20 protein-coding genes are annotated in these 15,878 nt (G+C 56.9%); 6 read left to right on the top strand and 14 right to left on the bottom strand.

Features of this window, described 5'->3' with window-relative positions; genetic code table 11:
- Positions 1-2: 2 nt before the first annotated feature.
- From tolQ to ruvC, 8 genes are all read right to left on the bottom strand, one after another.
- Complete coding sequence (gene tolQ / locus GG681_RS10535; protein ID WP_153547900.1) at positions 3-695, bottom strand: protein TolQ; 693 nt, start codon at positions 693-695, stop codon at positions 3-5.
- 104 nt (positions 696-799) lie between these two features.
- A complete protein-coding gene (gene ybgC / locus GG681_RS10530; RefSeq protein ID WP_328593374.1) occupies positions 800-1,186 on the bottom strand; it encodes a tol-pal system-associated acyl-CoA thioesterase in 387 nt (128 codons plus the stop codon).
- A gap of 43 nt (positions 1,187-1,229) precedes the next feature.
- Positions 1,230-1,769 (bottom strand): RNA 2',3'-cyclic phosphodiesterase, encoded by a 540-nt coding sequence (gene thpR / locus GG681_RS10525; RefSeq protein WP_153547896.1) that lies wholly within the window; start codon positions 1,767-1,769, stop codon positions 1,230-1,232.
- Positions 1,770-1,772: 3 nt separating this feature from the next.
- On the bottom strand, positions 1,773-2,426 hold the full coding sequence (locus tag GG681_RS10520) for a hypothetical protein (protein WP_153547894.1): 654 nt from the start codon (positions 2,424-2,426) through the stop codon (positions 1,773-1,775).
- Between the two features lie 216 nt (positions 2,427-2,642).
- Positions 2,643-2,948: a nucleoside triphosphate pyrophosphohydrolase family protein gene (locus GG681_RS10515; RefSeq protein ID WP_153547892.1), complete on the bottom strand. Its 306-nt coding sequence runs from the start codon at positions 2,946-2,948 to the stop codon at positions 2,643-2,645.
- A 12-nt stretch (positions 2,949-2,960) separates the two neighbouring features.
- Positions 2,961-3,992, bottom strand: a complete 1,032-nt coding sequence (gene ruvB, locus GG681_RS10510) for a Holliday junction branch migration DNA helicase RuvB (RefSeq protein ID WP_153547890.1) — start codon at positions 3,990-3,992, stop codon at positions 2,961-2,963.
- A gap of 76 nt (positions 3,993-4,068) precedes the next feature.
- Complete coding sequence (gene ruvA / locus GG681_RS10505; protein WP_153547888.1) at positions 4,069-4,749, bottom strand: Holliday junction branch migration protein RuvA; 681 nt, start codon at positions 4,747-4,749, stop codon at positions 4,069-4,071.
- Complete coding sequence (gene ruvC, locus GG681_RS10500) at positions 4,746-5,246, bottom strand: crossover junction endodeoxyribonuclease RuvC (RefSeq protein WP_153547886.1); 501 nt, start codon at positions 5,244-5,246, stop codon at positions 4,746-4,748. The genes ruvA and ruvC overlap by 4 nt, the downstream gene beginning before the upstream one ends.
- A gap of 221 nt (positions 5,247-5,467) precedes the next feature.
- Here ruvC and GG681_RS10495 point away from each other — a divergent pair, with 221 nt between their 5' ends.
- A complete protein-coding gene (locus tag GG681_RS10495) occupies positions 5,468-5,686 on the top strand; it encodes a DUF1127 domain-containing protein (protein ID WP_153547884.1) in 219 nt (72 codons plus the stop codon).
- Between the two features lie 69 nt (positions 5,687-5,755).
- Here the strand turns inward: GG681_RS10495 and GG681_RS10490 are convergent, their stop codons facing one another.
- From GG681_RS10490 to GG681_RS10470, 5 genes are all read right to left on the bottom strand, one after another.
- Complete coding sequence (locus tag GG681_RS10490) at positions 5,756-6,100, bottom strand: hypothetical protein (protein ID WP_153547882.1); 345 nt, start codon at positions 6,098-6,100, stop codon at positions 5,756-5,758.
- A gap of 110 nt (positions 6,101-6,210) precedes the next feature.
- Complete coding sequence (locus tag GG681_RS10485; protein WP_153547880.1) at positions 6,211-7,077, bottom strand: 50S ribosomal protein L11 methyltransferase; 867 nt, start codon at positions 7,075-7,077, stop codon at positions 6,211-6,213.
- Positions 7,078-7,142: 65 nt separating this feature from the next.
- Entirely contained in the window at positions 7,143-8,378 is a 1,236-nt protein-coding gene (locus tag GG681_RS10480; RefSeq protein ID WP_153547879.1) for an MFS transporter, read from the bottom strand.
- Between the two features lie 169 nt (positions 8,379-8,547).
- Entirely contained in the window at positions 8,548-9,123 is a 576-nt protein-coding gene (locus GG681_RS10475; protein ID WP_153547877.1) for a hypothetical protein, read from the bottom strand.
- A 319-nt stretch (positions 9,124-9,442) separates the two neighbouring features.
- Positions 9,443-11,656, bottom strand: a complete 2,214-nt coding sequence (locus GG681_RS10470; protein WP_328593344.1) for a primosomal protein N' — start codon at positions 11,654-11,656, stop codon at positions 9,443-9,445.
- A gap of 124 nt (positions 11,657-11,780) precedes the next feature.
- On the opposite strand from GG681_RS10470, the gene fsa reads away from it, so the two are divergent.
- The 5 genes from fsa (at position 11,781) to GG681_RS10445 (ending at position 15,374) form a co-directional block, all read left to right on the top strand.
- Positions 11,781-12,434 carry a fructose-6-phosphate aldolase gene (gene fsa / locus GG681_RS10465; RefSeq protein ID WP_153547875.1) on the top strand — a complete coding sequence of 218 codons (654 nt, stop codon included), beginning with the start codon at positions 11,781-11,783 and terminating at the stop codon, positions 12,432-12,434.
- Between the two features lie 225 nt (positions 12,435-12,659).
- Positions 12,660-13,361, top strand: coding sequence for a DUF484 family protein (locus GG681_RS10460; protein ID WP_153547873.1), 702 nt, complete (start codon positions 12,660-12,662; stop codon positions 13,359-13,361).
- The gene (locus tag GG681_RS10455) at positions 13,358-14,272 is read left to right on the top strand and encodes a tyrosine recombinase XerC (RefSeq protein WP_153547871.1); all 915 of its coding nucleotides are present in this window, start codon (positions 13,358-13,360) and stop codon (positions 14,270-14,272) included. The genes GG681_RS10460 and GG681_RS10455 overlap by 4 nt, the downstream gene beginning before the upstream one ends.
- A gap of 106 nt (positions 14,273-14,378) precedes the next feature.
- Positions 14,379-14,573, top strand: coding sequence for a hypothetical protein (locus GG681_RS10450; RefSeq protein ID WP_153547869.1), 195 nt, complete (start codon positions 14,379-14,381; stop codon positions 14,571-14,573).
- A gap of 108 nt (positions 14,574-14,681) precedes the next feature.
- Positions 14,682-15,374, top strand: a complete 693-nt coding sequence (locus GG681_RS10445; RefSeq protein ID WP_153547867.1) for a CDP-alcohol phosphatidyltransferase family protein — start codon at positions 14,682-14,684, stop codon at positions 15,372-15,374.
- On the opposite strand, the gene GG681_RS10440 is transcribed toward GG681_RS10445, so the two are convergent.
- Positions 15,371-15,844, bottom strand: a complete 474-nt coding sequence (locus tag GG681_RS10440; RefSeq protein WP_153547865.1) for a methylated-DNA--[protein]-cysteine S-methyltransferase — start codon at positions 15,842-15,844, stop codon at positions 15,371-15,373. The two genes, GG681_RS10445 and GG681_RS10440, sit on opposite strands and share 4 nt — an antisense overlap.
- Between the last annotated feature and the right edge of the window lie 34 nt (positions 15,845-15,878).

Below are 15,878 nucleotides of genomic sequence, written 5' to 3'. Positions count from 1 at the left end.
CCTTAGCTATCAAGCTGTCGGCTGAGAATGGTGGCAAACTCATCGGCAAAGGCTTCATAGCCGCCAATGATGCGATCACTGTCTGCGCTGAGTTTGTTGTAAAAAATCACCGCAGGAATCGCCGCCAAGAGCCCAAGCCCCGTGGCCAAAAGCGCCTCGGCAATCCCGGGCGCAACCACAGCAAGGTTGGTGTTTTGCTGTTCGGCAATTTCAATGAATGCGTTCATAATGCCCCAAACGGTGCCAAACAGCCCGATAAACGGTGCAGTAGACCCAACGGTTGCGAGAATCGACAATCCGCCCTGCAGCTCTTCGACCTCTTTGGCAATTGCCACATCCATCGACCGGTCAATCCGCGCCTGCGCGCCCGCAATCAGCCCACCATCGTCGCGATGGCTGCGGTGCCATTCGCTCATTCCTGCGGCAAAGATCCGTTCCGAGCGACCATCCGGCGAGGCCCCCAGTGTTTCAAACAACCCATCCAGCGGTTTGCCGGACCAAAATGCCATATCAAACTGCGCCGCCTCAGAACGGGCTGCGCGATAGGTGATGATTTTCTGGATAATGATCCCCCAGGACCAAATAGATGCCACAATCAGCATCAACATCACCAATTTCACGGTCAGTGTTGCCCGTGCAAACAGCCCCCACATGGAGAAATCAATCTCCTGGGCCAGCGCCAAAGAATGTTCCATAGACCTGCTCTATCGTTTCTGGCCATATTTTCGGCCTTATTTGGCCAAAGGCTAGCGCAGATCAATCTCAATTGCCATCCAGAGCAGGCAGCTGCCGAAATTTGTTACCGCAATGCGCGAATCTCTGCCGGAAGCCGCAGGGGACGCCCAGTTTCGACCGAAATCGCCACGATTGTGACCTCAGCAGCAAACAGCGGCGTGTCGTCCCGCTTCACCGTTTGTTTCAAAATCAGCCGAACCGGGGTGATTTCCACCGGTGTGGTTTCAACAGAAAGCACATCGTCAAACTTTGCCGGAGCAAGAAAATCGGAATTGATGCGGCGCACCACATAAACTTCGCTGACCGCACGCATGGCATTTTGATCCACACCAAGGCTGCGCACCCAATCACTGCGCGCACGCTCGATATAGCGCAGATAATTCGCGTGATAGACAATGCCACCCATATCGGTGTCCTCGTAGTAAACACGTACAGGAAAGCGGTGGATGATTTCATGGGGCATGGGTCACGCTCTTGGCTTGGATGTATTTCTCTTAGCGGTCCAGGGGATACTCGGCCAGAGGCGTATATGTCGGCCCCTCAGGTGCAAGCACCGACTGATAGAGCCAGAACGCCTCTATAGGTTCCAGACACCAGCTTGAGGCACCAACTTCCCCAAGATAGCGTGCAAGCGCATCTGCCCCCTCCATGTGGCGGGGGAACCGCGCCAGCGTAATATGGGGTCGAAACCGTTCGCGCGGCAGATCAATTTCAGCACGGCGCGCCGCTTGTCTGACATCATTGCGCAAAGCCGAGAGCGCAGGATCCTCAGCCACCATCGCGCAGAGCACCCTTGGTGTAGACCCGCCCATGATGTCGATGCGATCAACGCGCAACTTAAGTTCAGGTGCAGAAATCTGCAAAAGCTCCTGATGCAGCGCCTCTAACGTTGGTGTGTCTTGCTCATCCAGAAAGGCCAGTGTCAGATGCAAGTTCTCAGCGGCCACATGTCGCCCCAGCCGCAGGCCCGATTGCACGCGCTCAAGGCGTTCTACATCCACATCCGCCAAGGGCAAACCAACAAAGGCGCGCATTCTTCACTCCGTTTGCGGCGTCTCGATTGGCGCCTGAAGGCGCGCAAACAGGCGCAACGCATGGCTGGTGTCATTCGCCGAAGGCGGCATCATGCGATCGTAGGCCGCGGCAATGACCCCTGCGATTTCCGGACGAAGAATTGTAGCACCATTTTCAGGCAACACCGCAAGGGGTGATGTCTCAGCAAACGCATTATCGCCCCACATCAAAATGGTCTGCACGGCCTGTGTCAGCGCAAGCGTTTCCGCGGGTATCTTCGCCAGATCGCTTTCCATGCACAAGAACACAAACGCGGCCTGAATGGCACCGTGATCATCAAATCGGAACGCGCGATACTGGCTCGCTTTTGCCTGCGCCAATCGCCCCACCAAAGGGGTCAGATCCGGGATCATCCGGTCCAGATCGGGAACCTGCAAAAGTTCGTTCCAATCACGGAAGAAAAACACCATGAGGTTCGCACCAAGCTCAGGATCGGTCTCGGTCATTTGATGGCCTGCAAGGGTCGCCACTGCCTCAAACGCGCCTTTGACAGTTGTGAGCGTTGCCTCCTCAACCCCAAACACAATAGGTGCAATCGGACGCCCCCAGCGGGCAAAGGCATAAGAGCCATCCGCACGGGTAAAAAGCTGTTCAATCTGCTCAGGGCTATAGGTCATGGGATGCAGCCTCCTGTCTGGTCGCATATCTGACACGGGTCTATGCACATATGCGCGCAGCTGAGCAAGAGGCGGAGCACTCCCGCCCCTCCTCCATGTCCGGCTTGCGCCAAACAAGATGGAGGGTTGGGCCTAGCGCCGCTTGCGCGGCGTGGTATCGCTCAAAACCGCAGGCACACCACGGGTGAAGGCCGCCGATCGAATTTCCACCTATGGCTATTTCAGATACTGTCCCCATTTGCGCATCACGGCTTCGGGTATGTCGATCTGCTGCCAACGCGCAAACAGCAAGATCTGGGCAAAAACATCCGCCACCTCATCTTCGAGCGCCCCTCGCAACGCGTCAGCACTCGCCTCAGTACGGCCTTGACCGTTGAGCTTCAGATAGGCCGCTTGCAATTCCCCAAGCTCCTCGCTGAGTTTTGCCATATGCCACACAGCATCTCGCTCAATCCCAAATCGGGATGCGTAAATATCTGAAACCTGCTGCGACACATCTGACAATTCATCCACGCTGCGCATTTTCAGCCCCTATCAGGAAAACAAATCACTTTGTGATTTTGGCGGCGCAATCCCCAGATGCATCCAGGCCTTTTGCGCTAGCATCCGTCCGCGCGGGGTGCGTTGGATCAACCCCTGCTGCAACAGATACGGCTCAATCACTTCCTCCAACGCATCGCGACTTTCAGACAGGGCCGCAGACAGGGTTTCGATCCCAACCGGACCTCCTCCGTAATTCTCGGCAATTAGGGTCAGGTAACGTCTATCCGCCCCATCAAGCCCCAGCTGATCCACCCCAAGGCGGGTCAAAGCGCCATCGGCCAAATCCTGGGTGATGGTGCCATCGCCTTCAACAACCGCAAAGTCCACCACGCGGCGCAAGAGCCGTCCCGCGATCCTTGGTGTGCCGCGGGCGCGCCGCGCGATCTCTCGTGCGCCTGCATCATCTGCTGGCGCACCCAGTTTGCGCGCATTGCGGCTGACGATCTCAAACAGCTCATCAATGGTGTAAAATTGCAGCCGTGTCGGGATGCCAAACCGGTCGCGCAGCGGCGTGGTCAGCAAACCCATACGCGTCGTTGCACCAACCAGGGTAAAGGGCTGTAGTTCAATGCGCACAGTGCGCGCAGCTGGCCCTTCACCAATCACCAGATCCAGTTCGAAATCCTCCATCGCAGGATAGAGCACCTCTTCAACAACAGGGTTCAAACGGTGGATTTCATCGATAAACAAGACATCGCGCGCTTCCAGATTGGTCAGGATCGCCGCCAAATCCCCCGCTTTTGCCAGAACCGGGCCTGACGTCATGCGAAAATTCACGCCAAGTTCGCGGGCAACGATCTGCGCCAATGTGGTTTTACCAAGACCGGGGGGGCCATGAAACAGCGTGTGATCCATAGCTTCACCGCGCCGTTTGGCGCTTTCGATAAAGACACGCAGATTGGCCCGCGCTTCGGCCTGACCGATGAATTCTCCAAGCCCCTGCGGGCGCAATGCCCGATCCGCGTCTGATGCACTATCTTCCGGCAATGCTGTTGGGCGCAATGTGGGATCGGACTCAATCATCGCACCACCTCATCCCGGCGCAAACACGCGGCAGTCCTGCCCCCTGGTGCCACCCGCTCCGAACGTTTCATATGAATCACCCTTTCGGCGCCAAGAGCTTCAACGCCGCGCGGATCAGGCCCGGCTCATCCGCATCCGGGTTGTCACTTGCCGCCTCAGCCACCGCGGCTGCCGCCTCGGAGGGGCCATAGCCAAGATTTCCAAGCGCAGAAAGCGCGCCCGCGGATGCCGCAGCAGCGCCAGTGGGAGCCTTGGGTTTTACCGCTTTGCGCTTTGGCTTTGCGTCCACGTCTTCAATCACCTCAAGATCCGGGCCATCCATTGCTTCAGTAATCGTGCCGCCCATCGCCATCACAGAGGGCGCCTTGTCTTTCAGATCGAGCACAATGCGCTGCGCGGTTTTGGGCCCGACACCTTTGGCCGCTTTCACACTGGCCCAATCCCCCAATGCAATTGCGCGGCTCACCCCATCCGGGCCCAGCGTGCCCAAAATGGCCAAAGACACCTTTGCCCCAACCCCCTGCACCGAGGTCAACAGCCGGTGCCATTCCTTTTCCACCAGCGAGGTAAATCCAAAAAGCTGCATCAGATCTTCGCGCACCACCATATCGGTATAAAGCGCCACCGCCTCACCAACGGGTGGCAGGCTCGCAAGGGTGCGATCAGACAGGTAAACGAGATAGCCCACGCCCCGCACATCGATCAGCACGTGATCCAGTGCCTTATATTCTAGCCGTCCGCTCAGCTTACCAATCATGCGCGTACCACCTCTTTTAGCTGCCGCTGCTGCGTGCCGCCGTAATAGGCGTGACAGATGGCAATCGCCAGCGCATCCGCCGCATCCGGACCTTTGGGATCACATCCTGGCAGTTGCAATTTCACCATATGCAGGACCTGCGTTTTCTCCGCATGCCCCACACCTACAACGGTCTTTTTCACGCGGTTTGGTGCGTACTCACCCACCGGCAGGCCCGCTTTGGCCAGCGTCAACAGCGCAACCCCGCGCGCCTGACCCAATTTCAAGGTGCCAGCGCCGTCTTTGTTCACAAAGGTCTGTTCAATTGCCGCCTGTGTCGGCTGAAAGGCATCGATGATCTCGCCGACTTGATTGTGCAGCGACAGCAGCCGCTCGCCCAGATCATCCCCGTCGGAGTTGCACACCCCGTTGGCCACATGCGAAAGCCGCGTTCCGCGCGCTTCGATCACGCCCCATCCCAGGGCACGCAGCCCCGGATCAATGCCCAATATCCGCATATGTGCCCGGCCTTTTTAAGTGTTATTGTTGCGCGCCACGATAAGCACAAAAAGAGAACATGTCCAATCGCTTTTCGTACACTCCCAATATCAAGCCATGCACCTGACGCATGGCAGACCTGCTTCAACCTCTCTTGCAGCGGGGTCTTCCCATCCTTACATCCAGCCAACTCACAAATGTAACAGATTTAAGACAGATTAATTTCTGAAAAGGACAGGCTATGGCAGCTTTGAATTACGCCCCCACAAGCCGCAGCATACCGGATTTATTTACGCGCCTGCGTAGCGCTTTGGCCAAATCCATCAAATGGGGCCTCAACAAACACGAAGAGAGCCGCACCCGCCGCGCCCTGATGGCGCTGAGCGAACGAGAGCTCAACGATATTGGGCTCAGCCGTTGCGACATCGAACACTTTGTCCGCTGTGAGCACCGCCACTAAAACCAAACGCCGCCGCTGATCCATCAGCAGGCGGCGTTTCTAAATCTGTAGAACTTTGTGTAGTCCGGTTTACTGAAGCACTGTGCCCATGCGCGCGGCGATCATTTCGCTGACAGGATCAGATTGCATTACAAATGCCCCCACCTGTTCAACACCGGTGCCCTCTTGCAGGCGCGCCACCCGCTCTTCATAGCTCACCGGCCCCAGCGACATCAGCAGAAAACCTTTGAACGCCATAAAGCCGAGCAGGAAGATAAGCACTGGCATCAGGAAATGGCGACGTTTTGCCCGGCGCGGGGTAATCACGATTAGACCATCGTTACGCAGCTTGGCGTCATAGCCTGCGCTCATACCTTTGTACTTGCGCTCCAGACGGGTCAAGCGGGAGCGAAACTCTCCAATATGTTCACCCATAAGTGCCTCCTAACCGGTTCACCTAAGGCCTCGGATGTGAGGCCCCAGCGATGATTAAGAAACTATACGCCAGTTTTCTAAAATGCCGAACAAACTTGACATAAACTGGTTTATTTACGCAGCAGGAGGGTCGTCCATTCACCAATCTCGTCTCTTTTGACAAGATTAATTCCATTTCGCGCATAAACCTCAACAACCTCATCGGCCTGTTCGTTAAGGATCCCAGACAGAATCGCGTAGCCGCCTTCGCGCAGATTGGCCGCGACATCCGGTGAAAGCACCACCAGCGGACCTTTCAGGATATTGGCAAAGACAAGATCAAAAGGCGCAGCTGCCGCAAGATCAGGATGGTCAAAACCAGCGGCTTCCAGACAGGCGACCGCACCCGCCATACCATTGGCCTTAAGGTTGGCCTCGGCCACATCAACCGCAACCTCATCAATGTCTGAGGCAATAAACGAACCGTCCCAGACCCGCGCCGCCGCCATCGCCAGAACTGCAGTACCGCAGCCGATGTCAGCAACTTTTTTGCCCTCAAAGCCCTCGCTGATCAGGTGATCCAGCGCCAGCAAGCAGCCCAAGGTGGTGCCGTGGTGACCGGTGCCAAAGGCCATTGCCGCTTCGATCAGAAGCGGCACCTTGCCCGCGGGCACCTGATCGGCGTCATGGCTGCCGTACACAAAGAAACGGCCCGCCTCGACGGGTTTCAGCTCACGTTTCACGTGGGCCACCCAATCGGTTTCAGGCAATTCTGATACGGCAAAGGGTTTTGCGCCATGGATTGTCGCCAAAAGCGCCAGCCCCGCCTGATCCGGCGCTTCGATGAAATAGCCTCCCACTTCCCAGGTGCCAGAGCCATCTTCGATTTCAAACACGCCTACGCCAGTTGGTTCCGGCGTCAGGGTTTCCATCGCATCGCCCAGCGCCTCGGCCTGGGATTTGCCGGTCAATGTGGTCAGCGCGGTGTAAGTGGGCATGGCAGATCTCCTGAAACTCTCTCCCCGCGCCTAGGCTGCGCGGGCAAAGAGGTCAAGCCCTTTGCCTATTCCGCCGCCGCCGGACGCCGCCAGATCGCAAAGATGGTCTCATTCCCGGGCTCCGGATGGCGCGGGATCAGCAACGCCAGGGACAGTGAGATCAAGGCCATCCCTGTGGCCAGCGCAAACACGCCACCGGGTGCCAGCACCCACAGCAGCCCCAGCGGAACTGGCAATGCAACCGCTGCGATATGGTTGATGGTAAAGGCCACCGCAGCCGTTGGCGCAATATCCGCGGGATCGGCAATCTTTTGAAAATAGGTTTTCAACGCCAAAGCCATCGCAAAGAAGATATGATCCACCACATAAAGGAACCCGGCGACCAAAACGCCCCAGCCGAACCAGTAGATCCCACCGTAGGCTGCGAACACCAGCGCCAGGCCAGCGTATTCCACGATCAACGTGCGCCGTTCGCCAAAACGCGACACCAGCTTGCCGATAAAGGGCGCTGCAAAAATATTGATCACCAGATTGATCAGATAGAGCCGGGTAATCTCATGCACTTCAAAGCCGAATTTTTCGACCATCATAAAGCCCGCAAACACCACAAAGATCTGCCGCCGGGCGCCCGCCATGAATTGCAGCGCATAATACAGCCAGTACCGTTTGCGTAGGATCAGTTTTTTGGTTTGCGGCGTGGGCGCTTCGAACTGCGGAAAGGCAAACAAACAGATGAGCGTCAGCAACACACAGGCACCGCCTGCAGTCATATAGACAATGTCATAACTCAGCTCGAAGGGCTTCCACAGGCGTTCAATGGAAAGATAAACAACCAAGGTTGCCACAGAGCCCGCAGAAACCAGCCAGCCCAAAATCTGCGGCGCGCGGTCTTTGCTCAGCCATTGTAGCTGAAGCGATTGGTTCACCGTCTCGTAATAGTGGAACCCGATAGAGCTGAGGAGCGTGATCATCAAGATCCCGCTCATAGACGGAAACCACGCCGTCAGTGCGGTTGCTCCCCCTAAAAGCAACAGTGAGATCACCGCCAAGACCTGTTCGCGTACAAACAGGATAACAAAGATCACCCCAATGGCCAGAAAACCGGGGATTTCGCGCACCATATGCAGCCTGCCAATGTCGTGGCCGTCAAACTTGGCCATCTCGATGACAAAATTGTTGAGCAGCGCGCCCCAGGCGTTAAAGGCCATCGGCATGGCCAGAGCCATCAAAAACAACAAAACCATGGGCCGCCGCCAGCGTGGCAGCTGATCAACATCGGAGAGGGAGACTTGCTTGAACATGCCCTCCACCTACGCCTGTTTTTCTATTTTGGCGAGGGGGCGTGCAGCGCACAGGCTGCCCTGCATCAGCGCGCAGCCTTAGATATCCGTTACTTTACAGACACCTAATATGAGCCGAGCCATCATATTCACGTTGGATGCGATTGTATCAACACGTCGTTTAGCCTGCTCAATTGGCCAAATGAGGGACGCGAGATCTGATTAGATCTAATAGTTGCCCGGCCTCACCCGCATCCATTTCCAACCCAAACCCCAGCGTTCTATGCCCATAGTCAAACCTAATCGCACCTTTGGAAAACCCTGAGAACAAACTATAGCCATTGCGATTGAAATTCTGAGATGTGTCTGCCTCAACGACACGAATATGAGAAATGTGCTGTGTAGCAAAACTCTTCCGACGGCTAAACGGCCCCGCTGTGCGTCTCAACTCGACACCAGACTGGCCGACCGTCATTTGCTCTCGACCCAGAAGCAGCCAACCGAGATAAACCATGGCCCAAATACCACCAGCGGACCATGCAACTAGCCAGATAAAGAGAAACGCCTGCACCATGCCTATTCCACCCTGAAGCAACAGAAGAAATCCGAAAGCACACATCCAGCCGACGACCCAAACACAAAGCCAAACACAAATAAACATTATGGGTAAAACGCGTTTTCGCGCCGGGAGGGTGATGCGCAGACCTTCTGCATCTTCGTGGATTTTGCTGCGACCCGTGAGAGGTTTATCAAAGCTGCCTTTCATTCGTTCTCCTTAAATAACTACATTTGTTAAATGTGTATTGAGGTGCAGAATTTCAACCCAAAGATGTTCATGCCAGTGGTCGTGACATATGAAACGCACGCTCAGACAGCTGGTAGATACCCACAGATTATCCTTTAGTTATCCACATGATAAATGAGCATATTTTAGCCACCACCCAGCTAAATGCACCAAACATATCATGCCAAACTTCAATAAAAGTGAGCCTTATGGAAAACACCCCTCAGAGCCCCTCCGCACATTTACAATACCTTAAGGGGAGACCTTAAGCTGCGCGCTCAGATAGACTTGTCTTTTCTCGTCAAAAGAAGTTCTGCGGGTCAATATCGACGCTGAGACGTAAATCGCCTTTCAGCCGCAGCGGGGCCACCCAGCGTGAGATCGCATCTTGCAGCGCTACAGACTTCTCGGCCTTGATCAAAAGCCGCACACGGTGGCGGCCACGAATGCGCGCAATAGGTGCAGGGGCCGGCCCAAAAAGCTGCGCGCCAACTTGCATCAACGCGCCATTGTTGCGCGCCAGATGATTGCCCAGATCAAAGACCTGCGCCAAATCTGTGCCAGACAGAACAATGCCTGCCATCCGCCCATAAGGCGGCACGCCCGCAATACGGCGCTGTTCAGCTTCGGCGCGCCAGAACTCTTCCTCGTCGCCGGAAAGAATGGCACGAATGACCGGATGTTCTGGCTGAAAGCTCTGCATCAAAGCTTCGCCTGGGCGTTCTGCACGCCCGGCCCGACCCGCCACCTGACGCATCAGCTGAAACGTGCGTTCCCCTGCGCGCAGGTCTGATCCCTGCAGCCCCAGATCCGCATCAATCACCCCCACAAGCGTGAGCAGCGGGAAGTTGTGCCCCTTTGCCACCAGCTGGGTGCCAAGGATGATATCCGCTTCTCCTGCTGCGATTTCCTCAATCCGCGTTTTCAACGCGCGCGCAGAGGCAAACAGATCCGAACTCAGCACCGCAATCCGCGCGTCGGGAAAAAGGGCTGTGGCCTCTTCGCCCAGGCGCTCAATCCCCGGCCCTACTGGAGCCATCTTACCCTCAACCTTACAGGACGGGCATTCGGTTGGGATCGGCTTGGTTTCCCCGCATTGGTGGCACATCAGCCGTTTCATAAACCGGTGTTCCACCATGCGGGCATCGCAGATATCGCAAGACACCTGCGCACCACAGGCCCGACAGATGGTAACCGGCGCAAACCCACGGCGGTTGAGAAACAGCAAGGATTGCTCTCCGCGTTCAAGCCGCAGCTTCATCGCGTGTTTCAAAGTGGGCGATATCCAGGTGGCCGGAAGCAATTCCTCGGCGCGCATGTCAATGGCACGCATTTTCGGCAGCACCGAAGCGCCAAAACGCGATTTTAGGTCCAGACGCTTGTATTTGCCGCTTTCAGCATTGGCCCAGGTTTCCAGCGATGGCGTTGCCGAGGCCAGCACCACCTGCGCTTTGCACATGGCTGCACGCAATACCGCCATGTCGCGCGCATTGTACAAAACACCCTCTTCCTGCTTGTAGGAGGTGTCGTGTTCCTCATCGACAATGATCAGACCCAGATCACGATAGGGCAGAAACAGCGCCGAGCGCGCGCCAATCACCAGCTGTGCAGCACCTTGGCCGACCATACGCCAGACCCGACGACGCTCGGTCATGGTCACGCCTGAATGCCACTCAGCCGGAGTGGCACCAAACCGCGCCTGCACCCGTTTGAGAAACTCAGCCGTCAGCGCAATTTCCGGCAGTAGCACCAAGGCTTGCCGCCCTTTGCGCAGACAGGCGGCGACGGCCTCTAGGTAGACTTCCGTCTTACCCGATCCTGTGACCCCCTTCAGCAAGGTTGTGCCATAGGTGCCACTGTGCACGGCGTCGCCCAGCGCATCCGCCGCGCCAGCCTGATCTTCGGTAAGCGCCTTTCCGGGAAGCTCTGGATCAAGGTGCGGAAAGGGTTGATCGCGTGGGGTCTCCACTTCTAGCAGCACGCCCTGTTTCACCAGCCCCTTCACCACCGACCCGGTGACGCCCGCAAGGTCAGACAGCTCCTTTGGGGTAAACGAAAGCCCGCCATATTCCGCCATCACCGCCAGCACCCGCTCGCGGGCGTCGGTCATACGGTCCGGCGCCTTATCTCCCAGCTGCAAGACTTTGCGCATAGATGGCGGATCTGACAGCCCGGGCGCACGGGTGGCAAGGCGCAGCATGGCAGGCAAAGGTGTCAGTGTGTATTCGGCAGATTTTGCCAGAAAGGCGCGCATTTCATCGCGCATCGGGGCCACATCCAACACGCGGATCACCCGACGCAGCTTAGCAAGATCAAAATCACCCGCGCCCGGCCCCCAGACGACCCCCAGGACTTTGCGCGGCCCCAGTGGCACCTCAACGAACGCGCCACGAAAACAACCGCCCTCAGGTGCCTTGTAATCCAGCAAGTGGTCAAGCGGCTGCGCCGTCAGCACACCCACGCGCGCGCCTTCGGCAAAAAACTCCGGACCGTCGCTGTGGGTTTGAAAAGTCACTGGGGTTGCGCCCTCGTTTCCGCTAACAAAAATCTAGTCCTCGGGCAAACGGGGTTTGCGCCGGGCTCTCTATCAGGTAAAGCCAAGTTAAACCGAGGCCAAGCCATCAGAAGGACCTGAAGGTATGAAATTCTTTGTAGACACCGCAGAAATCGACGCAATTGCCGAGCTGAATAATCTGGGCATGGTAGATGGTGTGACCACCAACCCCTCTTTGATCAAGAAATCCGGCCGTGACATCATCGAAGTCACCAAGGAAATCTGTGATCTGGTTGCAGGCCCTGTCTCCGCTGAAGTCACCGCCGTAGACGCAGACACCATGATCGCCGAAGGTCGCAAGCTTTTGGAAATCGCGGAAAACATCACCGTAAAAGTGCCGCTGACCTGGGATGGCCTAAAAGCCTGTAAAACCCTGAGCGATGAGGGCCACAAGGTAAACGTCACCCTGTGCTTCTCGGCCAATCAGGCGCTTTTGGCTGCAAAAGCGGGTGCAACCTTCATCTCTCCTTTCATCGGTCGTCTGGATGACATCAACCTCGATGGTATGGAGCTGATCGAAGATATCCGCACCGTTTATGACAACTACGGCTTTGAAACCGAGATTCTGGCGGCTTCGATCCGCTCGGTAAATCACATTCTTGATTCGGCCCGTATCGGTGCTGATGTGATCACCGCTCCCCCTGCTGTGATCAAAGCAATGGTGAACCACCCGCTGACAGACAAAGGTCTCGATGCATTCCTCGCTGACATCAAAGCGGCAGATATCAAGATCCTCTGATCACAAAATCGGAGCTGATTTTTCAAAGGCGCGTGGATTCCCATGCGCCTTTTTCTATGCGCAAAACACATAGGTAAACCCTGACGCCCCGCATAGAGCCCCGCGCTTATCCTTTGCCGCTGCCCGCACGATCCCGAGGGCTTATACCTTAGGGTTTGCGCGAAATGGTCGCCTCTGCGCCACATTTCATGTTATACAGAAAGACAAAGACAAAAAGGCACAAGCATGAGCAGCACAGCCCCACTGGATGCGCGTTTGCGCGAAGCGATTTTGGAAAAACCCGATGTCATCTTGGAGGACAGCAGCTTGATGAGCGCGCTGGTCGCCGCCAATGATCGCGCGATGGGGGCAAATGTGGTTGATCTACGCGGCATTGCTATGGCCCGCCTAGAGGCACGTCTGGACCGGCTAGAAGACACCCACCGATCCGTGATTGCCGCAGCCTATGACAATCTTACCGGCACCAATCAGGTGCACCGTGCAGTGCTCGCCCTGATCGAGCCACAGAATTTCCCGGAATTCCTGCTCGCGCTCTCCGGCCCGGTCAGCGAGGCGCTTGAAATCCAGAACCTTGTACTGGTGCTTGAAAGCGATGACAGCGCCAGCGCCGCCGGGCTTGCGGCTGCGTCATCCGTGATCAAGATCCAGCCACGTGGTTTTGTGGCGCACTACCTGGGACAAAGCAGCACCGCCCACCCCGTCAGCCTACGTCAGGTCGAAGAAGGGGACGCTGAAATCCATGGCGATCAGGCGGGCTGGATCCGTTCCGAGGCGCTGATGAGCCTTGATCTTGGTACTGGCCGCCTCCCTGGTCTTCTGGTCTTTGGCTCAGAAGAGCCGCATCAGTTTTCGCCACAACATGGCACTGACCTTTTGACATTCTTTGCGGGCACCTTTGAACGCTGCCTGCGCAATTGGCTGGCATGATCGCCCCTGCCTGTCGCGATGCGCTGCAGGATTGGCTTGATGGGCTGCGCGCGCTACAGGGCCTGTCGCACAGCACAGAGCTTGCCTATGGCGGTGATGTTCGTGATTTCCTGAGCTTTATGGCCAATCATTTCGGCGGCCCACAGGGATTGGGCGCGCTGTCACAGATCACCACACAGGATATGCGCGCCTGGATGGCACATGCGCGCGCCGATGGCATCAGCGCACGTTCGCTTGCGCGCAAACTGTCATCAGTGAAAGCCTTTTACCGCTGGCTCGCGGAGCGCGAAGGCTTTGAACCCACCGCGGTTTTGTCAGCGCGTGCACCAAAGTTTCAAAAGAAACTTCCGCGGCCATTGTCCGAAGATGCTGCCAAAGCCATGCTCGACACCGTGGCCCTGCAATCAGAAACCCCCTGGGTGGCCGCGCGCGATGTGGCGGTGGTGACACTGCTTTATGGCTGCGGATTGCGGATCTCCGAGGCTCTGGGCCTTATGGGGCGCGACCTGCCACTGCCCGAAACGCTGCGCATTCTGGGCAAAGGACAAAAGGAGCGCCTTGTCCCGGTGCTACCCGCAGCGCGTCAGGCGGTTGAGAGTTATCTGCAGCTCTGCCCCTACCCGATCGAGGCCGATCAGGCCCTGTTTCGCGGTGTCAGAGGGGGCGCATTGGCGGCAGGTCAGATCCAGAAAACCGTCGCCCGAACCCGCGCCCAGCTTGGCTTGCCCGCAACCGCGACGCCGCATGCGCTGCGTCACAGTTTTGCCACCCACCTTCTAGAGGCTGGCGGTGATCTGCGCGCCATTCAGGAACTTTTGGGCCACGCCTCACTGTCGACAACCCAGGCCTACACCGCAGTAGACACAGCGCATCTGATGGATGTCTACAATCGCGCCCACCCCAAAGCCTGAGCAAACAGTCTCTTTAAAATGCAACGTAAATTGCGTTCTCATTTTACGCGCATGATTAACCTTACTGGCTCATGCTGGCAGCACAATTTCCAGAAAGGAATCCCAGATGCTGCCCTCGACCCCTGTTCCTATTGCCGTATTGATGCAACTGGCCGATGGTGCCCCAACTGCGCCAACCCCGCCGCTGCCGCGCCCGCTGCGTGAACCGCGCGGCCGCTTGATCAAACTCCCCAGCAAAAACACCCCCCTCACCCTAACTGAGCTGTGCAACGCGCGACCGGCTGCCGCCGTGCTGCACTAACAACTGTCGATTTCGGCGCAGGGTCTCGCCTTTTTTGGCTGAGACCGCGCCGCAAGATCCAATGCTTTCGCCCTTGCAGCCGCAGCAGAAATTCGTCATCACAGTTAGATGACACCTCAATTTCGCGCGCTCTCCGTTCACCTTCTCACTGCCACCGGTGCAGTTTTTGCCATGTTGGCCATGCTGGCTGCGGTTGAAGCCAAGTGGAATCTGATGTTCCTCTGGCTGGTGGTGGCCTTTGCGGTGGATGGCATCGATGGGCCGCTTGCACGCCATTATAATGTGCGTCGTTTTGCGCCCGAATTTGATGGGGTGCTGCTTGATCTCATTATCGACTATCTCACCTATGTGTTCATTCCCGCCTTTGCGTTGTTCAAGTCGGGCCTGATGGCAGGGTGGACTGGATGGGTGGCGATTATTGTCATCACCTTTGCATCTGCGATGTATTTCGCCGACACCAGGATGAAGACCAAGGACAATTCCTTTTCTGGTTTCCCGGGGTGCTGGAACATGCTGGTTTTGGTGATCTTTGCGCTTGAACCCAGCCATTGGACCAGCCTCATATTGGTTACGGCGCTTGCTGTTGCCATGTTCCTACCGCTGAAGTTCATTCACCCGGTGCGCACAGAACGCTGGCGCACAATGTCCCTGCCGATGGCGCTTGCCTGGACCTTCTTTGCGGGTTGGGCTGCCTGGGTGGATTTCCATCCGGAAAGCTGGGCGCATTGGGGGCTTGTGATCACCTCGGTCTATCTTCTGCTGGTTGGTGTTACCCAGCAGCTGCTGCCAAGCCGCACTTAAATCAACAGCCCGGCGGCCCCTTCGTGGCGCAATAGCGCCACTTTGGTTTCCACCCCACCCGCGCCGGAATAGCCACCCAGCCCATTGCGACCAAGCACCCGGTGACAGGGCACCAAAAGCGGCAGCGCATTGGCGCCACAGGCATTTCCAACCGGCTGGGCCGCCCCACCGATTTCCTGCGCCAGATCGCCATAAGTTCGCGTTTCCCCAAACGGAATATCGAGCATGAGCTGCTGAACCCGTTGCTGAAAGCTCGACCCGCTGAGCTTTAGCGGCAGATCAAACTCTTGCAGCTGCCCCGCGAAGTAGCGCGTAATCTGCGCCACCCCCTCCGCAAGCTCAGCCGAACGGCCACGCTCCTGCCCCTGCCAATCAAGCCGATGAATGAAACCATCAGTTTCCGAGAGGTACAGCTGCCCAACCGGTGTCGCAACAGATGCAACTCGGTACTGCTCACGCTCTGCTGTCATCGTTCACACCCCATTTTGTACCTTTTGCAGAGGC

Origin of the sequence: Tritonibacter aquimaris (assembly GCF_009617595.1) — a bacterium.
Lineage (GTDB): Bacteria > Pseudomonadota > Alphaproteobacteria > Rhodobacterales > Rhodobacteraceae > Epibacterium > Epibacterium aquimaris.
The sequence above is the reverse complement of the archived record's forward strand: the minus strand, read 5'-3'. Positions and strand labels throughout refer to the sequence as shown.